This window comes from Brevundimonas sp. FV1ps31S (assembly GCF_058681265.1).
Genome location: NZ_CM178735.1, coordinates 1,426,753 through 1,448,122 on the forward strand (window position 1 = coordinate 1,426,753; position 21,370 = coordinate 1,448,122).

General features: G+C 67.7%; 28 protein-coding genes. 13 read left to right on the forward strand and 15 right to left on the reverse strand.

Annotated elements, in window-relative coordinates:
• Positions 1–20: 20 nt before the first annotated feature.
• The 12 genes from ACVPT3_RS06635 to ACVPT3_RS06690 all read left to right on the forward strand — a co-directional run bounded on the left by ACVPT3_RS06635 (position 21) and on the right by ACVPT3_RS06690 (position 8,846).
• A complete protein-coding gene (locus ACVPT3_RS06635; protein WP_492043368.1) occupies positions 21–563 on the forward strand; it encodes an RNA polymerase sigma factor in 543 nt (180 codons plus the stop codon).
• Entirely contained in the window at positions 553–852 is a 300-nt protein-coding gene (locus tag ACVPT3_RS06640; RefSeq protein WP_492043369.1) for a hypothetical protein, read from the forward strand. Before ACVPT3_RS06635 ends, ACVPT3_RS06640 begins: the two co-directional genes overlap by 11 nt.
• Before the next feature lie 112 nt (positions 853–964).
• Positions 965–1,360: a DUF6249 domain-containing protein gene (locus ACVPT3_RS06645; protein ID WP_492043370.1), complete on the forward strand. Its 396-nt coding sequence runs from the start codon at positions 965–967 to the stop codon at positions 1,358–1,360.
• Positions 1,361–1,383: 23 nt separating this feature from the next.
• A complete protein-coding gene (locus ACVPT3_RS06650; RefSeq protein WP_492043371.1) occupies positions 1,384–1,941 on the forward strand; it encodes an RNA polymerase sigma factor in 558 nt (185 codons plus the stop codon).
• Positions 1,931–2,332, forward strand: a complete 402-nt coding sequence (locus tag ACVPT3_RS06655) for a hypothetical protein (RefSeq protein ID WP_492043372.1) — start codon at positions 1,931–1,933, stop codon at positions 2,330–2,332. The genes ACVPT3_RS06650 and ACVPT3_RS06655 overlap by 11 nt, the downstream gene beginning before the upstream one ends.
• Positions 2,333–2,390: 58 nt before the next feature.
• The gene (gene panB / locus ACVPT3_RS06660; protein ID WP_492043373.1) at positions 2,391–3,227 is read left to right on the forward strand and encodes a 3-methyl-2-oxobutanoate hydroxymethyltransferase; all 837 of its coding nucleotides are present in this window, start codon (positions 2,391–2,393) and stop codon (positions 3,225–3,227) included.
• Between the two features lie 80 nt (positions 3,228–3,307).
• Entirely contained in the window at positions 3,308–4,054 is a 747-nt protein-coding gene (locus ACVPT3_RS06665) for a tetratricopeptide repeat protein (RefSeq protein ID WP_492043374.1), read from the forward strand.
• A gap of 23 nt (positions 4,055–4,077) precedes the next feature.
• Positions 4,078–5,457, forward strand: coding sequence for a PQQ-binding-like beta-propeller repeat protein (locus ACVPT3_RS06670; protein ID WP_492043375.1), 1,380 nt, complete (start codon positions 4,078–4,080; stop codon positions 5,455–5,457).
• A 31-nt stretch (positions 5,458–5,488) separates the two neighbouring features.
• Positions 5,489–7,108 (forward strand): ribosome biogenesis GTPase Der, encoded by a 1,620-nt coding sequence (der, locus tag ACVPT3_RS06675; protein WP_492043376.1) that lies wholly within the window; start codon positions 5,489–5,491, stop codon positions 7,106–7,108.
• Between the two features lie 4 nt (positions 7,109–7,112).
• Positions 7,113–7,604 (forward strand): NUDIX hydrolase, encoded by a 492-nt coding sequence (locus ACVPT3_RS06680; RefSeq protein WP_492043377.1) that lies wholly within the window; start codon positions 7,113–7,115, stop codon positions 7,602–7,604.
• A 27-nt stretch (positions 7,605–7,631) separates the two neighbouring features.
• Positions 7,632–8,078 carry a lysozyme inhibitor LprI family protein gene (locus ACVPT3_RS06685; protein ID WP_492043378.1) on the forward strand — a complete coding sequence of 149 codons (447 nt, stop codon included), beginning with the start codon at positions 7,632–7,634 and terminating at the stop codon, positions 8,076–8,078.
• Between the two features lie 141 nt (positions 8,079–8,219).
• Positions 8,220–8,846, forward strand: a complete 627-nt coding sequence (locus ACVPT3_RS06690) for a methyltransferase family protein (RefSeq protein ID WP_492043379.1) — start codon at positions 8,220–8,222, stop codon at positions 8,844–8,846.
• Here ACVPT3_RS06690 and ACVPT3_RS06695 read toward each other — a convergent pair.
• Complete coding sequence (locus ACVPT3_RS06695; protein WP_492043380.1) at positions 8,843–9,745, reverse strand: AraC family transcriptional regulator; 903 nt, start codon at positions 9,743–9,745, stop codon at positions 8,843–8,845. The two genes, ACVPT3_RS06690 and ACVPT3_RS06695, sit on opposite strands and share 4 nt — an antisense overlap.
• Before the next feature lie 143 nt (positions 9,746–9,888).
• Between ACVPT3_RS06695 and ACVPT3_RS06700 the strand changes: the two genes are divergently transcribed.
• On the forward strand, positions 9,889–10,776 hold the full coding sequence (locus ACVPT3_RS06700; protein WP_492043381.1) for an oxidoreductase: 888 nt from the start codon (positions 9,889–9,891) through the stop codon (positions 10,774–10,776).
• Here ACVPT3_RS06700 and ACVPT3_RS06705 read toward each other — a convergent pair whose 3' ends face one another.
• The 14 genes from ACVPT3_RS06705 to rpsF all read right to left on the reverse strand — a co-directional run bounded on the left by ACVPT3_RS06705 (position 10,777) and on the right by rpsF (position 21,179).
• The gene (locus ACVPT3_RS06705; RefSeq protein WP_492043382.1) at positions 10,777–11,529 is read right to left on the reverse strand and encodes an SDR family NAD(P)-dependent oxidoreductase; all 753 of its coding nucleotides are present in this window, start codon (positions 11,527–11,529) and stop codon (positions 10,777–10,779) included.
• 42 nt (positions 11,530–11,571) lie between these two features.
• Positions 11,572–11,922, reverse strand: a complete 351-nt coding sequence (locus tag ACVPT3_RS06710; RefSeq protein ID WP_492043383.1) for a VOC family protein — start codon at positions 11,920–11,922, stop codon at positions 11,572–11,574.
• Between the two features lie 26 nt (positions 11,923–11,948).
• The gene (locus tag ACVPT3_RS06715) at positions 11,949–12,260 is read right to left on the reverse strand and encodes a hypothetical protein (protein WP_492043384.1); all 312 of its coding nucleotides are present in this window, start codon (positions 12,258–12,260) and stop codon (positions 11,949–11,951) included.
• 12 nt (positions 12,261–12,272) lie between these two features.
• Positions 12,273–13,778, reverse strand: coding sequence for an amidophosphoribosyltransferase (gene purF, locus ACVPT3_RS06720; protein WP_492043385.1), 1,506 nt, complete (start codon positions 13,776–13,778; stop codon positions 12,273–12,275).
• A 27-nt stretch (positions 13,779–13,805) separates the two neighbouring features.
• Entirely contained in the window at positions 13,806–14,402 is a 597-nt protein-coding gene (locus ACVPT3_RS06725) for a CvpA family protein (protein ID WP_492043386.1), read from the reverse strand.
• Positions 14,403–14,430: 28 nt separating this feature from the next.
• On the reverse strand, positions 14,431–15,810 hold the full coding sequence (radA, locus tag ACVPT3_RS06730; RefSeq protein ID WP_492043387.1) for a DNA repair protein RadA: 1,380 nt from the start codon (positions 15,808–15,810) through the stop codon (positions 14,431–14,433).
• Between the two features lie 88 nt (positions 15,811–15,898).
• Positions 15,899–16,951 carry an alanine racemase gene (alr, locus tag ACVPT3_RS06735; protein ID WP_492043388.1) on the reverse strand — a complete coding sequence of 351 codons (1,053 nt, stop codon included), beginning with the start codon at positions 16,949–16,951 and terminating at the stop codon, positions 15,899–15,901.
• 61 nt (positions 16,952–17,012) lie between these two features.
• The gene (locus ACVPT3_RS06740; protein ID WP_492043389.1) at positions 17,013–17,264 is read right to left on the reverse strand and encodes a hypothetical protein; all 252 of its coding nucleotides are present in this window, start codon (positions 17,262–17,264) and stop codon (positions 17,013–17,015) included.
• Between the two features lie 45 nt (positions 17,265–17,309).
• Positions 17,310–18,800 carry a replicative DNA helicase gene (locus tag ACVPT3_RS06745; protein WP_492043390.1) on the reverse strand — a complete coding sequence of 497 codons (1,491 nt, stop codon included), beginning with the start codon at positions 18,798–18,800 and terminating at the stop codon, positions 17,310–17,312.
• A gap of 110 nt (positions 18,801–18,910) precedes the next feature.
• The gene (locus ACVPT3_RS06750) at positions 18,911–19,369 is read right to left on the reverse strand and encodes a hypothetical protein (protein ID WP_492043391.1); all 459 of its coding nucleotides are present in this window, start codon (positions 19,367–19,369) and stop codon (positions 18,911–18,913) included.
• Positions 19,370–19,380: 11 nt separating this feature from the next.
• Positions 19,381–19,746, reverse strand: coding sequence for a hypothetical protein (locus ACVPT3_RS06755; RefSeq protein WP_492043392.1), 366 nt, complete (start codon positions 19,744–19,746; stop codon positions 19,381–19,383).
• Positions 19,747–19,915: 169 nt separating this feature from the next.
• Positions 19,916–20,500 (reverse strand): 50S ribosomal protein L9, encoded by a 585-nt coding sequence (gene rplI / locus ACVPT3_RS06760; protein WP_008261897.1) that lies wholly within the window; start codon positions 20,498–20,500, stop codon positions 19,916–19,918.
• 1 nt (position 20,501) lies between these two features.
• On the reverse strand, positions 20,502–20,780 hold the full coding sequence (rpsR, locus tag ACVPT3_RS06765; RefSeq protein WP_008259463.1) for a 30S ribosomal protein S18: 279 nt from the start codon (positions 20,778–20,780) through the stop codon (positions 20,502–20,504).
• A gap of 12 nt (positions 20,781–20,792) precedes the next feature.
• Complete coding sequence (rpsF, locus tag ACVPT3_RS06770) at positions 20,793–21,179, reverse strand: 30S ribosomal protein S6 (protein ID WP_040349448.1); 387 nt, start codon at positions 21,177–21,179, stop codon at positions 20,793–20,795.
• Between the last annotated feature and the right edge of the window lie 191 nt (positions 21,180–21,370).

Consider the following 21,370-nt stretch of genomic DNA (forward strand, 5'->3'; position numbering starts at 1 on the left):
CCGGGCCTGGAGGGGGGACGGTGAGCGCATCGATCGACGCGGAATTCGTGCGCCAGGCGCGCGCGGGTTCCGACGCGGCCTTCTCGCGCCTGGTCCAGCGGCATCAGGGCGCGGTGCGCGGCTTCCTGCGTCGCATGACCGGCCGGTCGGGCGGGTGGGCGGAGGCGGACGACCTGGCGCAGGAGGTCTTCCTGATCGCCTGGCGCTCGCTGGCGGGGCTCAAGTCCGAGGCCGAGTTCCGGCCCTGGTTGATGGGCGTGGCCTGGCGGAGGGCGCAGGACCGGACGCGCGGCGCCGTGCGCGGCGCCGCCCGCGACGCCGCCTGGCTGGAGACTCTGGACGGCCCCTCGGGCGTCTCGGCCGAGGATCGGATGGCCCTTGCCAATGCGATGGCCGACCTGCCGCACGACGTCCGCGCCTGCGTCGCCCTGTGTCTGGCGGACGGCTGGTCGCACGGAGAAGCCGCCTTGGCCCTGGATTTGCCTCTCGGCACCGTGAAGTCGCATGTTGCGCGGGGGCGGGCGCGCCTGCTGCACTCGCTTGGAGGCTCCGATGACGCCTGAACAGAAGCTGCACGCCCTGTTGGCCGAAGCCCGGCCGGCCTTGCGCGACCCTGTGTTCGAAGCGGCGGTGGCGCAGCGGATCGCCCGCCGGCGCGCTTTCGCCTCGGTCGCGGCCGCGGCGCCCTGGGCCATCGTGGGCGCCAGCGTCCTGTGGGGACTCCAGCCGGTGCTGACCGCCCTGCAGGCCGGCGCCGAGGCGCTGAATCCCGCAGCAATCCTGGTCGCCGCCTCGGCCGTGGCGGCGGGGACTGCGATGACGGTCGTGCGCCGTCTGACCCCGCCGGCCTGACCTTAACAAGATTTCATGTGCGTCCGCGCATCCGTGGGCGCGCGTCACGGCCTCTTGTGATCAGAAGGCCGCCGCATCAGGCTGCCGCATCAGATCAAGAAAGAGCCCTGCCATGGACCTGACACCCATCCTCGTCGTCTTCATCATCTTCTCGTCTATCGTCGCCGTCATCGTCGGTCCGTCGTTTCTCAAGAACCGTGACCGCCGCGAAATGCAACTGACGGTTCGTCACGCCGTCGACAAGGGCCAGACCCTTCCGCCCGAACTGATCGAAGCCATGACCCAGGACGTGCAGAAGAACCTGCCGTCGCGCACCAAGGACATCCGCCGGGGCGTGCTCAGCCTGGCGGCCGGCGTGGGCGTCGCTGGCCTGGCCCTGGCGGTAGAGGCGGCCAGTCCGGGCCGCGGCCTCAATGGCGAAGGCGCGCTTCTGGGCCTGGCCTGCATTCCCGCCGCCATCGGCGTCGCCTTCATCATCCTGGGCCTCTTCAACCCCAACAAGGCCTGACGTCGGCCTGAGGGGGAGACGTCATGAGCAAGTCATTACGCGACCAGCACGACGTCGAGCTTGCCGCCCAGGCGGCGGCCGGCGGGCGGCGCGAGTACGGCGAACTGGTCCGTCGGCACGGCTCGGCGGTCCGGGGCCTGCTGCGCCGGATGGGGGCCGCCCCGTCCCTGGCCGACGACGTGGCCCAGGACGCCTTCCTGCAGGGGTTCCAGCGCTGCTCGGAATTCCGGGGGCAGGGGACCTTCGCCGGCTGGATCAAGAAGATCGCCGCGCGCCTCTATCTGAAGCGCGTCGCCCACGAAGCCCGCTATGTCGCCGAGGTCGAGGCCGACGAGGCCGATGTGATCGTCGATCGAGCGGGGGTCATGGACCTCGATGAGGCCCTGAAGACGCTCGGCCAGGCCGAGCGCGTGTGTGTGTCCCTATGCCACGGCGCGGGGATGTCCCATCCGGAAATCGCTGCGGCCATGAATTTGCCGCTCGGCACGGTGAAGTCACATGTCAAACGTGGTCTGGATAAACTCCGCGCCCGGCTTCAGCCGGCGCAGGCATCAGGCGGGAGGTCGACCGATGTCGGCTGATGAATTCGATCCGATGATCGAGCGGCTGTTCGCACAGACGCCTCGACTGGCCGACGAGGCCCTGTTCCTGGCCACCGTCCAGGCCAGCATGGAGAAACGATCACGTTGGCGCACCCTGGCCCTTACGGCCGCCGGCCTGCTGGGCGGGGTCATGGCGGTACGCGAGGGGATTAATTTCAACTTTTCCTCCAGCGACGAGACCACCCTGTCCCAAGGGGTTCGCACCGCCGCCGCCGCCGCCCAGGGCGCGGCCCAATCCGGCCTGGACGGTCTGGGCGTGGGGTCGTTCGACCTGATGGACGGGTCGGGCATGATGGCGTTCTGGATCGTGGCGGGGGCGGTCGTCGCCCTTCTGGCCGCCGGCGCGGTGAAGCTGTCTCAGGACGTGTGAGGGTGACTTGCGGAATCGCGGGGCTTATCTGACCGGACTTAAGTCAGGAGGCCCCTCGATGTCCGTTCATACCCAGGAGACGATCAAACGCGTCTCCGTGCCCGATATCGCGAACCGCAAGGGCGGCGAGCCGATCGTCTGCCTGACGGCCTATGACGCTCCCATGGCGGGATTGCTGGATCCGCACTGCGACGTGCTGCTGGTCGGCGACAGCCTGGGCATGGCGGTTCATGGCCTGCCGAATACGGTCGGGGTGACGCTGGAGATGATGATCCTGCACGGCCAGGCGGTGGTGCGGGGCTCGCGTCGGGCTCTGGTGGTGGTCGACATGCCCTTCGGTTCATACGAGGGCGGCAAGGAGGCCGCCTACGACAACTGCGTGCGGGTGATGAAGGAGACCGGCGCCCAGGCGGTCAAGCTGGAGACCAGCGTCGAACTGGCCGAGATCGTCGCCTTCCTGGTCAAGCGGGGCATACCGGTCATGGGCCATGTGGGGTTGCGACCTCAGGCGATTCTGGCTGAGGGCGGGTTCAAGGCCAAGGGACGCACCGATTTTGAGCGGGACCGTGTCATGGCGGAAGCAAAGGCCACGGACGAGGCGGGCGCCTTCTGCATCGTCATCGAAGGTGTGGCCGAATCGCTGGCGCGGGAAATCACCGAGAGCATTGACGCGCCGACCATCGGCATCGGCGCCTCGGCGGCCTGTGACGGCCAGGTGCTGGTGGTCAACGACATGCTGGGGATGTTCGACTGGACCCCGAAATTTGTCCGCAAATACGCCGATCTGCGCGCCGAGATCGACCGCGCGGCCGCCGCTTTCGCCAATGATGTGAAAACCCGCCGTTTTCCTGCCGAAGTCGAGACCTACTTCTCGAAAAAGCCGGCTTCGCAGTAACGGAACGACGTTGCGGGCGGGGAGCCGACCTTCTAGGGTCCGCGCCGGTTTGCTTTTAGCGATTTTGGGGCGACGTTTCAGTGGTTGATGTCTTCGAACAGGTCGAGGAGGAGCTTCGCTCCGACCGGTACAAGCGCCTGGCCCGCACCTGGCTGCCCGTCGTGGGCGTGGTCCTGGTGGTCGCCCTGGTCGCCGCCTTGGGCTGGTGGGGCTGGGACAGCCTGAACTCGAGCAAGGCCGGCAAGGCCGCCGAGGCCTATGACCGCGGCATGGAGGCCCTGCGCGCCGACAAGCCCGCCGAGGCCCGGCTGTCGTTCGAGGAAGCGGTCAAGGAAGGCAACGCCGCCTACAAGGTCCTGGCGCTACAGCAGCAGGCCGGTCTGGCCGTAACCGCCGACAAGATTCCGGACGCCGTCCGCCTGTTCGACCAGGCCGCAAAGGCTTCCAGCGATCCGATCCTGTCGGACCCGCCCGCCCTGAAGGCCGCCTTCCTGGTCATGGACACCGCGCCCCTGGCCGACATCGAGGCCCGTCTGACGCCCCTGGCCGAGGACGACCGCCCCTTGCACGCCTTCGCCCAGGAAGCCCTGGCCCTGGCGCGTCTCCAGCATGGCAAGACCAAGGAGGCCCGTGAGGCCTTCGTCCTGCTGCAACTGGGGCAGGACGTCCCTGATGACGTGCGTCAGCGCGCCAACATCGCCGTCGCCACCATCGACGCCGGCACGGCCGGCGCGCTGAAAGACATCGTCGATGCGGCCAAGAACGCGACCCCGCCGGCCGCCGGCGCCGCCAACGCGCCCACTCCCGTCGCGCCGACCCAACAGTGACGACCCCTTACAGGACGCCCAAGATGAACCGAGTTCTGAAAGTCGCGCTGATCTGCGGCGTCGCCACGACCATGGCCTCGTGCGGCACAGTCAGCCGCATCCTGCCCTTCGGCCTGGGCAAGAAGGACGATCCCGGCGCAACCGCCTCCGCCGGCGACCGGATCTCGGTGCTGGAGTTCGAACAGCAGCTGGCCCCGTCGGCCGCCCTGTCGGGCCGCACCTTCTTCCTGCCGGGCCCCCAGGCCGCCACGGCCTGGACCCAGCCGGGGGGCACGTCTGAGAACCTGGTCGAGCATGTGATCGCCGCCCCCGATTTCCGCATCGCCTGGAAGCGCGACATCGGCGACGGCTCGGCCCGGGTCGGCAACGTCATGGCCCCGATCGTCGCCGCCGACGGCCGGATTTTCGTTCTGGACGGCGAGTCTACCGTATCGGCGGTCTCGGCCGACACGGGGGCTGTCCTGTGGAAGGCCGACGTCAAGGACGCCGACCGTGACCGCAACGGCGGCTTCGGCGGCGGCGTGGCCGTCTCGGGCGGCAAGGTCTTCGTCTCGTCCGGCTATCGTTCCATGACGGCCCTGGACGCCGCCACCGGCGCGGTGGTCTGGAGCCAGCCGGTCGATTCCCCGATCCACGGCGCCCCCACTGTCGTTGGCGCTCACGTCTTCGTCGTCGACGTCGACAGCCAGCTGTTCGCCTTCGACGTCAACACCGGCGCCCAGGACTGGACCTATCGCGGCATCGCCGAGCCGGCCCGCGTGATGCGCGCTTCAAGCCCGGCCGTGACCGGCAACACCGTCGTCGCGCCCTTCTCGTCGGGCCAGCTGGTCGCGCTCAGCGCCCTGAACGGCCAGCCGCTGTGGGAACAGACCCTGTCGCGCACCAGCCGCACCAGCGCCCTGTCGGAAGTCCGCGACGTCGCCGGACGGCCGGTCATCAGTCGCGGCATGGTCTATGGCGTCAGCCATTCGGGCGTGCTGTCGGCCCTGGATCTGCGGTCGGGGCAGCCCAAGTGGCAACTGCCGATCACCGGGGTGAACGCCCCCCTGCCAGTCGGCGACGTGGTCTTCGTCGTCTCCAAGTCCGGGGAACTGGTCACCGCCAATCGCGACACGGGCCAGATCTACTGGACCCGCGAACTGAACGAGGGCCGCGCCCGCAAGGTTGGCGGCTTCCTGCGCTTCGGCCGTCGCACCATCACGCCGCAATGGTCGGGCCCGCTGCTGGCCTCGAACCGGTTGGTGATGGTCAACTCCTACGGCGAGGCTGTGGCCTTCGATCCGAAGACCGGCGAGGCCCAGACTACGCTGAAACTCGGCGCGCCCGCCTATATCGCGCCCGCCGCCTATAACGGCGCCCTGTATGTGCTGACCGATAACGGCCAGCTGATCTGCATCCGCTGATTTTCAGCCCGAAATAAGCTAGAAAGCCGAAATGGCTCTGAAGGTCGCGATTGTCGGCCGCCCCAACGTGGGCAAATCGACACTGTTCAACCGCCTCGTCGGCAAGCGCCTCGCGCTTGTCGATGATCGCCCCGGCGTGACCCGCGACCGGCGCTACGCCGACGGCAATATCGGCGACATGGATTTGACGCTGATCGATACGGCCGGCTACGAGGATGTCACCGACGACAGCCTGGAAGCCCGGATGCGCGAGCAGACCGAGGCGGCGCTGGACGACGCCGAACTGGTCATGTTCATGATGGACGCCCGCGAAGGCGTCACCTCGCTGGACCGGATCTTCGCCGAGCGTCTGCGCAAGGTGCACAAGCCGATCATCCTGCTGGCCAACAAGTCCGAAAGCCGCGAGAGCGGCGGCGGCGTCGGCGAGGCGCACGCCCTGGGCTTCGGCGAACCGGTCGCCATCTCGGCCGAGCACGGCGAGGGCATGGCCGACCTGTACAAGGCCATCCGCGCGGCCTCCGAAGACATCTTCATCGAAGAGATCGACGAGCCGGACAAGCCGATCCGCATCGCCGTGATCGGCCGCCCTAACGCGGGCAAGTCCACCCTGATCAACCGTCTGATCGGCGACGACCGCCTGCTGACCGGGCCGGAAGCGGGCATCACCCGCGACTCCATCTCGGTCGACTGGCAGTTCGAGGGCAAGAACATCCGTCTGGTCGATACGGCCGGCATGCGGCGCAAGGCGCGGGTGCAGGAGAAGCTGGAGAAGCTGTCGGTCGCCGACACCATCCGCGCCATCACCTTTGCCGAAGTCGTCATCCTGATGATGGACAAGGACGACGCCTTCGACACCCAGGACCTGCAACTGGCCGACCTGGTCGAGCGCGAAGGCCGCGCCCTGGTCTATGTTGCGTCCAAATGGGACCTGGAAGACGAGCCCCAGGCCCGCATGGTCAAGTTGAAGGGCATGGCCGAGGACAAGCTGCCGCAGCTGAAGGGCTCGCCCTTCGTGGCCCTGTCCTCGCACTCGGGCCGGGGCGTCGAACGCCTGATGCCGGCGGTGCTTAAGGCCTATGACACCTGGTCGGTCAAGGTGAAGACCAAGGACCTGAACACCTGGCTGTCCATGGCCACCCAGCGGCATCCGCCCCCCGCCGTGGACGGCAAGCGGATCAAGCCGAAATATATCGCCCAGACCAAGGCCCGTCCGCCGACCTTCGTGCTGATGGCCAACCGCGCCGAGTCGATGCCCGAGCATTACAAGCGCTATCTGGTCAACTCGATCCGCGAGAGCTTCGACCTGCCGGGCACGCCGATCCGCCTGAACGTCAAGTCCAGCGGCGTGAACCCCTATGCCGAGGGCGGCGCCAAGTCGGGGCCGGAACGCTACAAGGGCGACGCCAAGACCGCGCCGCGCCGGATCAAGAAGGCCGAGAAGGAAGAGGCCCTGTCTAAACTGCCCGGCAAGGCGCTGGAGCAGAAGAAGACCCGCAAGGCCCAGCCCAAGGTCTTGGGCGGGCTGAAGTCCAGCGCGTCCAAGAAGGCCGGTTCGTCGGTGGCGGTCCAGAAGGGCGCTCGTGGCGGCGCCCGCCAGGTCTCGCGCTCCGGCCGTATCCGCACCGGCCAGAAGGGCGGCGCCAAGAAGTGACCTCATGAGCGAGGTCGCGCCCGTCCTTCCCGATCGGCCGACCGCGCGCTGGCTGATCCTGGACGGGCTGGGGCGGGTGCTGCTTTTTCACTTTGTCTTCTCCGACGGGCCTCTCGCCGGCACGGCCTTTTGGGCCACTCCCGGCGGCGGCTGCGATCCGGGCGAGACCTATGAGGACGCCGCCCGCCGCGAACTGTTCGAGGAGACGGGTCTGATCGTCGCCGATCCGGGCCCCCAGGTCGCCCGCGTCCGCGTTAGTTTCCGCCTGCCCGACGGCCGGATGGCCGATGTCGACCAGCGGTTCTTCCTGCTGCGCACCGAAGCCTTTGATCTGTCATCCACCGGTTGGACCGAGGAGGAGCAGCGCGTCCTGGCCGAGCACCGCTGGTGGAGTCTCGACCAGATCCGCGCCTCCACCGAGACGATCTGGCCCGAGGAACTGGCGGACATCCTGGAGCGGCTGACGCCGATGGCGCAGGGTGTCGATGAGCGCTAGGGTCCTGGTCCGCCTCGGAGATTCGCCATGCTCGCTCTGATCGCCGCAATCCTGCTGACCCAGCCTGTGGACACGTCTGTGGACTGCGCCCAAGCCGTGACGACGCCGCAGGTCAACGCCTGCGCGGCCCAGCGTCTGAAAGCGGAGACCGAAAGGATGGAAACCTATCTGTCGGCGGCGCGCCGACAGGCGGCGACGCGAGACGAGGCGTCCGCGGGAACCTGGGCTGCGTCGTCGCAACGCGCCTATCTGGACAACGCCCAGTCGGCCTGGACCGCCTATGCCGAAATCGTCTGCAACGGCGTCTACGACAACTGGAGCGGCGGGACGATCCGGACAGTCATGGCCCTGGAGTGTCGCATCCAGATGACGCGCGAGCGCACCCATGTGATCTGGCGGAACTTCCTGACCTATGTCGACTCCACCCCGCCGATCTTGCCCGAACCGGTAGATCCAGCGTCTGGTACAGGCTGAGTGCGGAGCAAGCACGGGGGTTCTGGATGTCTACAGTTCCCTCCGATGGCGTCCTTTTTCGATAAGGATATTCGTTTGCAATCATAGGACTTGCAGCAAGGCCCACTGCGGCGCTTGATCCGTCGAGGATAGGAGCGCCCCATGACAACCACCCCGATTTTCGATCTTCAAGCGGTTCAGAAGGTGCGCAAGGGCGCCGTCCTGATCGCCCTGCTGGCCCTGGTCGGCCTGACCATGGTGTCGCAGTCCGCCACTGGCCTCGACAGTCCGCTGCATGAAGGGATCGAGGCCCTGGGTCTCGCCGCCATCGTCTTCGCTATCGTCGGCCGCGCCTGGTGTTCGCTCTATATCGGCGGGCGCAAGAAGGCCGAGATCGTGTCGCGCGGCCCGTATTCGATCAGCCGCAATCCGCTCTACATCTTCAGCTTCTTTGGCGCCTTCGGCATCGGCGCCCAGAGCGGCAGCCTGACCTTGGCGGTGCTGTTCACCCTCGCGTCCCTGGCGGTCTTCTACCTGACCGTTCGCCGCGAAGAGGCCTGGCTGGGCGCGACCTTCGGCGCCGCCTACGCCGCCTACAAGGCCCGCACGCCGCGCTTCCTGCCCAATTTCGCCCTGTGGCGCGACGAGGCCGAACTGTCGATCCGTCCGTCCTTCTTCCTGACCACCATCCGCGACGGTCTGGTCTTCCTTCTGGCCATCCCCCTGTTCGAGGCCATCGACCTGGCCCAGGCCGAAGGCTGGCTGAAGGTGCTGGCGCACCTGCCCTAGGCGGCTCGGATCCCGGCCAACCCCTCGACCGCCAGGGTCTCGCGCATCCGCGCCGCGTCCCGGCCGGGCGGCAGGCCGAACAGGCGGGCGTATTCGCGGCTGAACTGGGAGGGGCTGTCGTAGCCGACCGCGAAACCGGTCTCCGCCGCCCCATCGCCGCCACTCAGCAGGCGGGCGCGGGCTTGCTGCAGGCGAACCTGTTTGTGGAACTGCAGAGGGCTCATGGTCGTCACCGTGCGGAAATGCCGGTGGAAGGTCGACAGGCTCATCCCCGCCAGGTCCGAGAGGTCCTCCAGCCGTATCGGTTCGGCGTAGTGGGCGCGAATCCAGTTGATGGCCCGGCTGACGCCCGACAGGCGGCTTTCGGCCGAGCCGATCTGGCGCACCGTAGCGGCGTGCCGGCTGTGCAGCAGTCGCCAGATCAGTTCCCGCTCGATCATCGGCGTCATCACGGCGATCTCGAGCGGCCGGTCCAGCAGGCGCAGCAGGCGCGCCATCGGCTCCAGCAGTTCGTCTTCCAGCCGGGTGACATGGATGCCCGACGGCGGCGGCTGGTCCGAGGCGGCGGGCGCGCCGACCTCCACCATCAGGCCGGCGATCGTCGCCGGGTTCAGGTCGAAGCTCAGGGCGCGATACGGCGTCTCGGTGATGCTGCCGCAGACCGGCAATTCCGCTGACACCACCAGGCAGTCGCCGGCCCGATAGGAATAGACAGTCTCGCCCAGGATCGTCTGTTTGGCGCCCGAGACAACCAGGCACAGCATGGGATCATAGCTAACCGACACCATCCGCGTCGGTGCGTCGCTGCCATACAGGCGCAGGCCCGGCACGGCCGAGCGCGACAGGTCGGGCGGCGCATGGCGCGCGACGATGTCGCTCATTTCGGGCAAGTGGCTCATCTATGTATCCAACGCGCCTCGTCGCGCCCGCGCAAGCGGTCGGGACCGGTTTGACAGGATTGTGCAAGACATCGCCCGGATCGCCCTAACGCCGCACCGGTGATCGGGCGTTTTCTCCTCGCCGTCAGACAGAGGAGACCTCCATGACAACCCCGACCCCCAAGACCTGGTTCGTCACCGGCGCGGCGCGCGGCATCGGCGCCGCCATCGCCCGCGCCGCCCTGGACGCCGGCGACCGTGTCGTCGCTACCGGCCGTCGCCGCGAAGCTCTCGTCGAAACCTTCGGCGAGGACGGCGACGCCTTGCTGTCCCTGGCGCTGGACGTCACCGACGCGGCCCAGATCGCCGCCGCCGTCGAGACCGCCGTGGCCCGATTCGGCCGCATCGACGTCCTGGTCAACAACGCCGGCTACGGCCATCTCGGCCTGTTCGAGGAGACCCGACCCCAGGACGCCCGTACCCAGTTCGACACCAATGTCTTCGGCCTGTTCGACATGACCCGCGCCGTCCTGCCGGTCATGCGGGCCCAGCGCGCGGGCCATGTGTTCAACATCTCGTCGATCGGCGGCCTGATGGGCGGCGAGAGCGGTTCGATCTATTGCGCGTCCAAGTTCGCCGTCGAAGGCTTCACCGAGTCGGTCGCCGCCGAGGTCGGGCCGTTCGGCGTCCGCATGACCATTGTCGAGCCGGGCTTCTTCCGCACCGATTTCCTCGATGCGACCTCGGTCCGCTTCACCGACAATCCCATCGCCGACTACGCCGAGGCCTCGGCCGCCCTTCGCGCCTTCTATGAGGCGCGCAACCAGAACCAGGCCGGCGATCCGGTCAGGCTGGGCCAGGGCCTGGTGACCCTGGCGAATGCGGAAAACCCGCCGCTCCGCTGGTCGGCGGGCACGGACGCTGTCGCCGTGGTCGAGGGCAAGGCCGCCGACCTTCTCAGCGAGCTGAACGCCTGGCGCGACCTGTCGGTCTCGACGGACGGAAGCTTCGACTTCCGTCAGGAACCGGCGCTGGACACCGCCTGGAGCTGATCAGACCAGCGCCTCCGCCGTCGGCGCGTCCCGCCAGTCGCGGAAACGCACCGTCAGCGGCGGCGTCAGGTCCCCGCGCGCCAGCTCGACCATCAGCGGGCCGATCTCGGACGGGTGGGGCAGGGTCTGCGGATCCTCGCCCGGATAGGCCTGGGCCCTCATGGCAGTGCGCATCCGGCCGGGGTCGACGACGCTGACGCGGATCGGGGTGCTTTCCACCTCGTCCGCCCAGGCCTTCATCAGGGCCTCGGCCCCGGCCTTGGTCGCGGCGTACATGCCCCAGAAGGCGCGGGGCGTCGTCGCCACGCTTGAGGTGAAATGGATCGCCCGCCCGGCGTCCGAGGCGCGCAGCAGCGGCTCCAGCGAGCGGATCAGCCGGTAGACGGCGGTGAAATTGACCTTTTCGACCTTGGCGAACTCGCGCGGGTCGGCATGGGCCACCGGCGTCAGGCCTGACGGCCCCATGGTCGCCGCCGCCTGGACCCAGATGTCCAGTTTTTTGAACCGTTCGAAGATCGCCCCGCCCAGCCGGTCGATCCCGCCCCCGTCCACCAGGTCGAACGGGACCAGGGTCGCGTGCTTGCCGGTTGCGGCGAAGATGGCGTCGTCCAGCTCTTCCAGCCCGCCCTGTGTTCGCGCCGTGGCGACCACATGTGAGCCGGCCCTGGCCAGCGCGAGGGCGCTCTCATAGCCAATGCCGCGCGAGGCCCCGACGACGAGGGCGATACGGTCTTTCAAGGGAAAATCTGACATACGCCCTGATTAGCGCGCGTCGGCGGCGACCGCCAAGCGGGATCAGGCGGGCGGCGACCACAGGCTGATGCTGACGCCCTGGTCGTCCTGGACCACGACGCTGCGTCCCGAAGGCATGTCCGAAGGGATCGCCGCCTGTCCGCCCAGTTCCGTCACCCGTTTCGCCGCCGCATCCACGTCCGCCACCTGAAAGAACAGGTGCGAGAAGTCCTTCTTCTCGCCCTTGACGAGGCCGAAGGCCGTTTCGCCCTCGGCGCCGGCCGCCTGGACATGGGCATAGGTCGGCCTGGACCAGTCGGCGTCGAACGTCCAGCCGAACAGGGCGGCGTAGAAGGCCTTGGCCTTCTCGACGTCAGGCGTCTCGAAGAAGAAATAGCCGAGGCGGTTTTCCATTGGCCATTAAGCGTCCGGATGGGGGTTCAGTTTCCGCCGAACGCCGCTTGAGCGAGGCTGTATGACGCCGTGGCGGCGAGCAAGATCATCACCGACCCAACGCCCAACCACACCATGGACGGCACGCGAATGCGGCGCTTGCCGAAGATTAGCTGTCCAGCGCCCAAGCCCGTCGTCAACCCAGCAAGGGTCGAAGGCGACAGAGTGGATTGGTTTGCCGCCAGGACCAGGTTGAAGACGAAGAACACCCCGACAATCGCCAGAAGGCGGCCGCCAAGCCTGATCAGGAAGAGCCTCCCCTCCTGTAACTGGCTATTTTGAACGGGGTTGTACGTCATCGACCCTCGATATCATGCGCTGACCAGCAGCGAAAGTTGCCGTGCGGAAAACTCCCGGCCGCCTTCCTCGATCTCTCGGTCCAGCAGGCGGGTCGGATAGTCGCCGGTGAAATAGTGGTCGGTGAACTGGGGCGCGGCGTTGTTGCGGCCCGTCTCGCCCATGGCGCGGTACAGGCCGTCGATCGACAGGAAGCCGAGGGAATCGACCTCGAGCAGCTCGCGCATCTCTTCCAGCGTCTTGTTCGCCGCCAGCAACTGCGCCCGTTCCGGCATGTCGATGCCGTAGAAGTCCGGGAACAGGATCTGCGGGGAAGCCGAACGCAGGTGGACCTCCTTGGCGCCCGCCGCCCGGACGGCGCGGACCAGTTTGACCGAGGTGGTGCCGCGCACGATGGAGTCGTCGATCAGCACGACCCGCTTGCCTTCCAGGGCCGACTTGTTGGGGCTGTGCTTCATGCGCACGCCCTTTTGCCGGGCGCCTTGGCTGGGCTGGATGAAGGTGCGGCCCAGATAGTGGCTGCGGATGATGCCCATCTCGTAGGGGATGCCGCTCTCCTGAGCATAGCCCAGCGCCGCCGGCACGCCCGAGTCTGGCACCGGCACGACGATGTCGGCCTCGACGCCCAGCTCGCGGGCCAGGCCCCGGCCCATTTCCTTGCGGACTTCATAGACGGAGCGGCCGTTCACGACCGAATCCGGGCGCGAGAAATAGACGTATTCGAACAGGCAGGGGCGGGCGGCGCGGGCGGGGAAGGGTTTGATCGATTCCACCCCGGTCTCGTCGATGACCACGACCTCGCCGTGCTCTACGTCGCGGACGAAGGTCGCGCCCATCATGTCCAGGGCGCAGGTCTCCGACGCCAGGACCCACCCGTCGCCGACCTGGCCCAGCACCAGCGGGCGGATGCCCAGCGGGTCACGGGCGCCGATCATCTTGTGACGGGTCTGGGCGACCAGGGCGTAGCCGCCCTCGATCCGCGCCAGGGCGTCAATGAAACGGTCGACGATCTTGGCCTTACGCGACCGGGCGATCAGGTGAAGGATGACCTCCGAGTCCGACGTCGACTGGAAGATGGCGCCTTCGCTGACCAGTTGGTTGTGCAGGAATTTGAAATTGGTCAGGTTGCCGTTGTGGGCGATGGCGATGCCGCCCTGGTCCAGGTCGGCGAACATCGGCTGGATATTGCGCAGGAACGACCCGCCCGCCGTCGAATACCGCGTGTGGCCCACGGCCGCCCGGCCGGGCATCCGCGTCATCAGGTCGGCGCCGCCGAAGGCCTCGCCCACCAGGCCCTGATGGCGTTCGGTGTGAAAACGCTCGTCCTTGACGCTGGCGATGCCACAGGCTTCCTGGCCGCGGTGCTGCAAGGCATGCAGGCCCAGGGCGACGACGGCCGAGCCTTCGTCCTCGTCGGCGCCCCAGACGCCGCAGACGCCACACTCCAGGCGGAGCTGGTCATCCTCCGGCTCGCGCCAGTGCTCGCGGTGAACGACGGGATCGGCGATATGATGGCGCATCGTGGGGCTCCGATGACCGGGGGAAACTTAAGGGGCGGCTTCGCGCGGCGAGTTAGTCTCGGATTGCGTCGAGGGCAAGGCTTCGTCGTTCGAAAACCCTTTGCGCACGGATGAATCGACGACAGGTGTGATCGCATCGACCCCCCGGCCTATGCCCGGCAGCACGAACTGGATCGCCCGTGCGCCCACGGCGCTGACCTTGTACAGGGCCGCCTCGCTCAGCCAGCGCGGCGTGCGTTCGCCCGGCATTGCGGCGACGATGACCAGATGGATCGCGCCCAGCAGCACCAGGGCCCGGCCCGCGCCGACGAAGACGCCGATGACCCGGTCGATCCCGCCCAGCTGCGGATGGGCCTGGGCCCGTTTGGACAGGAAGGATCCGGCGATACGGATGCCGAAATAGACGATGAAGAAGGCGACCATCGCCGCCAGTATGGTTCCTGCCCAGTCCGGATTGACCAGGGCGCGCCCCAGGAGCGCCGTCCACGGCAGGGTCACCAGGGCCAACAGGGCGGCTAGCAGGGCGCTGAGAAGGGTGATGATCTCGCGCACCCCGCCGCGCACCCAGCCGGCCGCGGCGGAGAACAGGATCACCACGATGGCGAAGACGTCGTAACCGGTCACTCAAAGGTCCAGCAGCTGTTGCGTCCGTCTAATAGCGGTTTTGCGAGATTCGTTCGACCACATCCGTCAATCGCGTCGCCGATGTCACCTTGACCCCCTTGGTTTTGCCCGCGCTCTGGGGCAGGGGTGGGCACAACAGATGCTCGAAACCCAGCTTCTGGGCTTCGCGCAGCCGCGCCTCGGCCCGGCCGACGCTGCGCACCTCGCCCGACAATCCGATCTCGCCGAAGACGACGCAGCCCTGGGGCAGGGGCATGTCCAGGGCCGAGCTGATCAGGGCCGCCGCCGCCGCCAGATCCGCCGCCGGCTCGTTGATCCGCAGGCCCCCCGCGACATTCAGATAGACATCCTTGTCCCCGAACCCCAGGCCGCACCGGGCCTCCAGCACCGCCAGCAACATGGCCAGGCGACCGGAATCCCAGCCGACCACCGCCCGGCGCGGCGTGCCATAGGCGGACGGGGCCACCAGGGCCTGGATCTCGACCAGCACCGGCCGCGATCCCTCGATCCCGGCGAAGACCGCCGCGCCCGGCGCCCGGTCCTTGCCTTCGCCCAGGAACAGCGCCGACGGATTGGCGACTTCACGCAGGCCGCTGTCGCCCATTTCGAACACCCCGATCTCGTCGGTGGCGCCGAACCGGTTCTTGCCGGCGCGCAGGATGCGGAATGGATAGCCGCGCTCGCCCTCGAAGGTCATGACCGCGTCGACCAGGTGTTCGACCACGCGCGGCCCGGCCACCTGGCCGTCCTTGGTGACGTGGCCGACCAGGACGACCGCCACCCCTTGTGTCTTGGCCAGCCGCACCATCTCGCCGGCGCAGGCCCGGACCTGGGTGATGGAGCCGGGTCCGCTCTCATGGACGTCGGACCACAGGGTCTGGATCGAATCGACGATGACGATGTCGAACTGCTCGCGCTTCAGCGTGCCCAGGATGTCGCGCAGGGCCGTCGCCGCCGCCAGATTGACCGGCGCCTGTTCCAGCCCCATCCGCTTGGCCCGCGCCCGGATCTGCTCGACCGCCTCCTCGCCCGAGATATAGGCGATCCGCCCGCCCCTCAGGGCCGCCTTGGCCGCCACCTCGAGCAGCAGGGTGGACTTGCCCACCCCTGGATCGCCGCTCAGCAGGATGGCCGATCCCGGCACAACGCCGCCGCCGCAGACCCGGTCGAACTCGGCCACGCCCGTCGTGATGCGGGGCGGTTCGGGCGTGTCGGACTGAAGCGTCTCGAACTGCAGGCCGCGCCCGCGCGCCGAGGCCGCCGCCGACGGCTTGATCGCGCCGGGCGGGGCCGAGCGGCTCTCTTCGGTCAGGGTGTTCCACTGTCCGCACGACGAACACTGGCCCGACCACTTGCCGTGGACCGAGCCGCAGGACTGACAGACATAGAGGACGGAATCACGGGCCATGGACTTCCTTAGCAGACAGGCGGGCTTGGCAGAGGGCGGGGCGGCGGGGGATCGCCCGCGCTTTCGCCCTCCATCGCCGCTCGCGACGTCAGCTTCGGTCGTAGCGGCCGATATAGGCGCGAGGAATCCGGTCGCTGACGGCCGTCAGCAGTTCATAGCTGATGGTCCCCGCCGCCGCCGCCGCCTCATCCAGCGACCGATTGGGGCCGAACAGTTCGACCCGGTCGCCGACCGCGACCTCCAGGCCGGTCACATCGACAGTGCAGACGTCCATCGACACCCGCCCCAGCAGCGGCCTGATGTCGCCCGCGATCCAGGCCGCGCCGTCCTGGCCGTACGCCCGCATCACCCCGTCGGCATAGCCCGCCGCTACGACAGCCGCCCGCAGGGGCCCCGCGGCGACGAAGCCTCTGGAATAGCCGATGCTTTCATCCGGCCTCACATCACGGACCTGCAGCACCTCGGCTGTCAGGGTGGCTACGGCGGCGATCCGGTCGTCCGACCGCCCCTCCGGCCCGCCGCCGTAAAGACAGACGCCAGGTCGTACGGCGTCGAAGCTGTAGTCGGGCCCCAGAAAACAGCCGCCCGAATTGGCCAGCGACCGCGTCATGCCTGGATACCGCGCCGCCGCCGCCGCAAAGGCGTCGCGCTGGCGCCGGTTCATCGGCTGGTCCGGCTCGTCGGCGCAGGCCAGGTGGCTCATGACCAGATCGAGGCCCTCGAACGGCTCCGGCGCGTCTTCGGGACGAAAGCCCAGCCGGTTTAGACCGGTGTCGATCTGTATTCCGCAGGCGCCGCCGCCGGCTTCGGCCCAGGCCTGCCTCTGTCTCGGCTGGTTCAGCACCGGACGCAGGTCGGCCGCCTTCAGCACGCCCGCCGCGCCGTCGTGGCAGCCGTCCAGCACATAGATGGTCGGCGCATCCCCCAGCGCCGCCCGAAGCGTCACGCCCTCGTCGGCCCGCGCCACGAAGAAGGTCCGCGCCCCCTCGGCCATCAGCCGGGTCGCACAGGGCTCGGCGCCCAGCCCATAGGCGTCCGCCTTGACCACCGGATGCACCGGCACGCCCGTCACGGCTTCCAGCGTGTGGAAATTGCGGGCCAGGGCGTTCAGATCGACGGACAGTAGCGCGGGGGAGGGCATGGCGGCCCTTATGGCGCAACTTCCCGACGATGGAAGAGCCCGATGGGAAAGTCTGGCCCGCTCAATCCTCGTCGCTGAACGGCGGGGGCAGGCGTCCGGACTTGAAGATGATGGTTGGTTCTTCGTCGTAGTCGCCCATCTCGGTGTCCGCAGACACAGAAAAGGCCACCACGCCCAGCCGCAGGGGCGCCATGCGCTCGGCCTTGCGCCGCGCCTCCTCGGCGTCCTTGCAGCCCACCTGCGGCTCGGCTTTCAGCCCCTTGCCGCGCCCCTGCACATAGGTCTGGAGGATGTAGACGGTTTCACTGGCCATCCGCACCCAAGGGGCCTGTTCGCGGTCGAGGTCAACCGCCGCCTGCTATTCGTAGCTGACTTCCTCGTACCCGTGCGCCAGGTTGCCGAAGCGGACCGTGTCGGCGTCGAAGGCCAGTTTGACGATGCCGATGGGGCCGTGGCGTTGCTTGCCGATCACGACCTCGGCCTGGCCTTGCAGCCGGTCCATGTCCTGCTGCCATTGCAGGTGTTCCTCGGTGCCTTCGCGCGGTTCGGCCCGGCCCAGGTAATAGCTTTCGCGATAGACGAACATCACGCAGTCGGCGTCCTGCTCGATCGAGCCGGATTCGCGCAGGTCGGACAGTTGCGGCCGCTTGTCTTCGCGCTGTTCCACCTGACGCGACAGCTGGGACAGGGCGATGATCGGCACCGACAACTCCTTGGCCAGGGCCTTCAGGCCGCCGGTGATCTCGGACACCTCCTGCACCCGGTTCTTCTGCCCGCCGCTGTCGCCGGTCGTCACCAGTTGCAGATAGTCGACGATGATCAGATCCAGCCCGTGCTCCATCCGCTTCAGCCGTCGCGCCCGCGCCGCCAGCTTGGACATGGACAGGCCGCCGGTGGCGTCGATGTAGAGGGGGCTCTCGCCGATCTCGACCGCCGCGTCGCGCAGCTTGCCGAAGTCGGTGGCGTCGATCTCGCCCTTGCGCAGCTTGTCGGAGGACACGCCCGAGGCGTCGGCCAGGATACGCATGGCCAGCTGTTCGGCGCTCATTTCCAGCGAATAGAAGGCCACCACCCCGCCGTTGACCGTCTTGCGGCCCTCCGGCGTCGGCTCCCACTGATAGGCGCGGGCCACGTTGAAGGCCATGTTGGTGGCGAGCGCGGTCTTGCCCATCGACGGACGGCCGGCGAGGATCAGAAGGTCGGAGGGGTGCAGCCCGCCCAGCTTCCGGTCCAGATCATTGAGCCCGGTCGCCAGGCCGGCCAGCTTGCCTTCGCGCTGATAGGCTTCAGCCGCCATCTGAACAGCGCCGGACAAGGCGTCGGAAAAGCTGACGAAACCGGACGACGGCTTACCGGTCTCGGCGAGCGAATACAGGGTCTGCTCGGCCTGTTCGATCTGTTCGTCGGCGGGCGTCTCCGGGTTGGGCGCCTCCTTGATGATCTCGCCGCCGATGCGGATCAGGTCGCGCCTCAGGGCCGTATCATAGACCACCCGCGCATAATCCGGCGCATTGGCCGCCGGCGGCGCCCGGTCCACCAGATCTGCGAAATAGCGCAGGCCGCCGAACTCCTGGAAGGCGGGGTCCTGCTTGAACCGTTCCATCAGGATCGTCGGCTCAGCCAGCATGCCCTGGCGGATATGATCCTCGATCGCCTCGAACAGCCGCTGGTGGAAGGGCTCGTAGAAATGCTGGCCGCGTAGCCGGTCGCTGAGCCGTTCGAACACGCCGTTGTCGAACATCAGGGCGCCCAGCAGGGCCTGTTCCGCCTCCAGATTGTGGGGCATCGAGGCGACGCCGCTGTAATCCATCGGCGAGGACGAGAAGGGCATGGGGGCAAAGGCGTTCATTGTCTTAACGCTTTATCCCTGACACGCGCCTGCGTCAGTCGGGGACGTCGCCACGACCGTGGACAGATCGTCCGGCCTGTGGGTGAACGGGAATTCCTCAACCGCAGCGATCAGGCTCCGGCGGTCAATCCCGCCATCGCGAATATCCAGAAGACCCATTTCAGCGCGATCGCCTGACAGGCCGCACGGCGCCGCGAGACCGGCCGATCCAGAAGATAGGCGCCGGTCACGATGCTCCAGACCCAGGTTGAGACCACCAGTCCCAGCCAGCCGTTGTCCCAGTGGATCGCGATGACATAGCCGGCGAAACCCCCCGCGACGCCGGGCCAGGCCCGTTTCAGGAACCGCCGCGACAGTTCGATCGGCAGGAGGGTGAACAGCGCAGCTTCGGCCGTCATGACGGCTAGGCCCAGTGCGAACAGGGCGGCGGGATGAGGTCCTTTCGAGGTGTGTGAGGTGTCGATTTCGCCCGACCCCGACAGCAAATCGAGTCCGATCAGACCGCCCACAATCAGCAGGGCGCCGGTGATGAATATAGCCGCTGACCGAAGCGCCGACGTCCGCGTCATCCCGCCTCGGGTCACGCCGGACAAGGATACTTCTGCGCCATCCACTCACGCACGGCCTGGGTCGTGCTGATGCTGCGCCGCTCGGCGGGAATGGCGTTGAACCGTGCCAGAATGTCGTCGGCCGACAGGCTGACCTTGTCCGGCATACAGGTGGCGGGGCGTCGTCCCGCAGCCGTCGCCGCAGTCTGCTCCGTGCGCACGGTCTGCACCGCGCCGCGGAACTCCCCCATCAGCCGACGGGTGTCGGACCGCAGCAGGGCGGTGGGGTTGCGCGGAATGCCGTTGGCGGTGGTCAGGAATTCCTGGACGGTCATGGCCCGGGCGGCCCCGGCGACGAGTGAAAGGGCCAGGACGCCCGCGGTTATTTTGGCCTTCATTGTCCCCTCCAAACGTGAACCGCCAGATTGAGCGGCGATATGTGGCGCAACGGGGGCGCGAAACGGGGCGGGTCCTGAAGCTTTGGTAATCTTCGCTCGCCAGGCGGACCCAGCAAAAAGGGCGCGCCCCTTGCGGAACGCGCCCCTGATGTCTCGGCGATACGTCGGATCAGGCTTCGTCGCCGAAGCCTTCTTGTTGACCGGCGCCGCCTTCGATCAGTTCCTGGGCCGATTGCTCGGCGGCCTGGCGCTCATCGTCGAACTGGCTGCGGATCACGTCCTCGCCCTTGGCTTGACGCTCGGCTTCATCCATCGAACGGGCGATGTTGATCTTGACCGATGCGCGGACCTCGGCGTGCAGGCGAACCGGCACTTCGTGGACGCCCAGGTTCTTGATCGCCGTGTTCAGGACGATTTGCGAACGCTCGACCTTGCCGCCTTCGGCCTGGATGGCCTCGGCGACGTCGCGGCCGGCGACCGAACCGTACAGGTGACCGGTTTCACCGGCCTGACGGATCATGATGTAGGTCTGGCCGTCGATCTTGTCGGCGACCTTCTGTGCATCAGCCTTGTTCTTCTCGTTGCGTTGCTCGATGGCGACGCGGTCGAGTTCGAACGCCTTCAGGTTGGCGGCGGTGGCCCGACGGGCCTTGTCGCGCGGCAGAAGGAAGTTACGGGCGAAGCCGTCCTTGACGGACACGACGTCGCCGATGGCGCCGAGGTTCTCGACGCGTTCAAGCAGAACGACCTTCATCTCACTTCACCACGTAAGGCAGGAGGGCCAGATAGCGAGCGCGCTTGATGGCCTTGGCCAGTTCGCGTTGCTTCTTCTGGGAGACGGCGGTGATGCGCGAGGGCACGATCTTGCCGCGTTCGGAGACGTAACGCTGCAGCAGCTTCACGTCCTTGTAGTCGATCTTCGGCGCATTGGCGCCCGAGAACGGGCAGACCTTGCGGCGACGATAGAAGGGGCGGCGGCCGGCGGCGCCGGAGCCCGCCGGTGCGCCCGGGGTCGGGGCAGTAGTATCGGTCATGTTCCGGGTTCCTTATTCGGCGTCGGCGGCGGCGTCGTCGCGCGGGGTGCGCTCGCGCTCACGCTCGCGCTCACGCTCGCGGCGGGCCAGCAGCGGCGACAGTTCCAGGTCGAGTTCCTCGACGCGGACGGTCAGCCAACGCAGCACGTCTTCGTTGATGCCCAGCTGGCGCTCGACTTCGGCCATGGCGGCCGGCGGGGCGTCGACGGCCAGCAGCGAATAGTGAGCCTTGCGGTTCTTCTTCACGCGGTACGTCAGGTTGCGCAGACCCCAGTACTCGATCTTGGCGACGGAACCGCCACCTTGCACGATCAGGTCCTTGATGGTGTCGTTCAGCGCTTCGGCCTGCTGCGCCGAGATATCCTGGCGCGTCATGACCGTGTGCTCGTAAAGAGCCATGCGGTAGTCTCCCTTGTGGGCGTCGGCGTGGAAACGACCGGGTTAAGTCGATCCCCACGATGGCTCCTGGCGCGGCGGCCGGACCGAACGTCCAACCCTTTGGTGTTCCACGACAGGACCGAAGCCCTGGAAAGGCGGGGCCTATAGGGGAAAAGGGGCGGGGAGGCAAGGATGGCTTCTCCCTCCCCTTC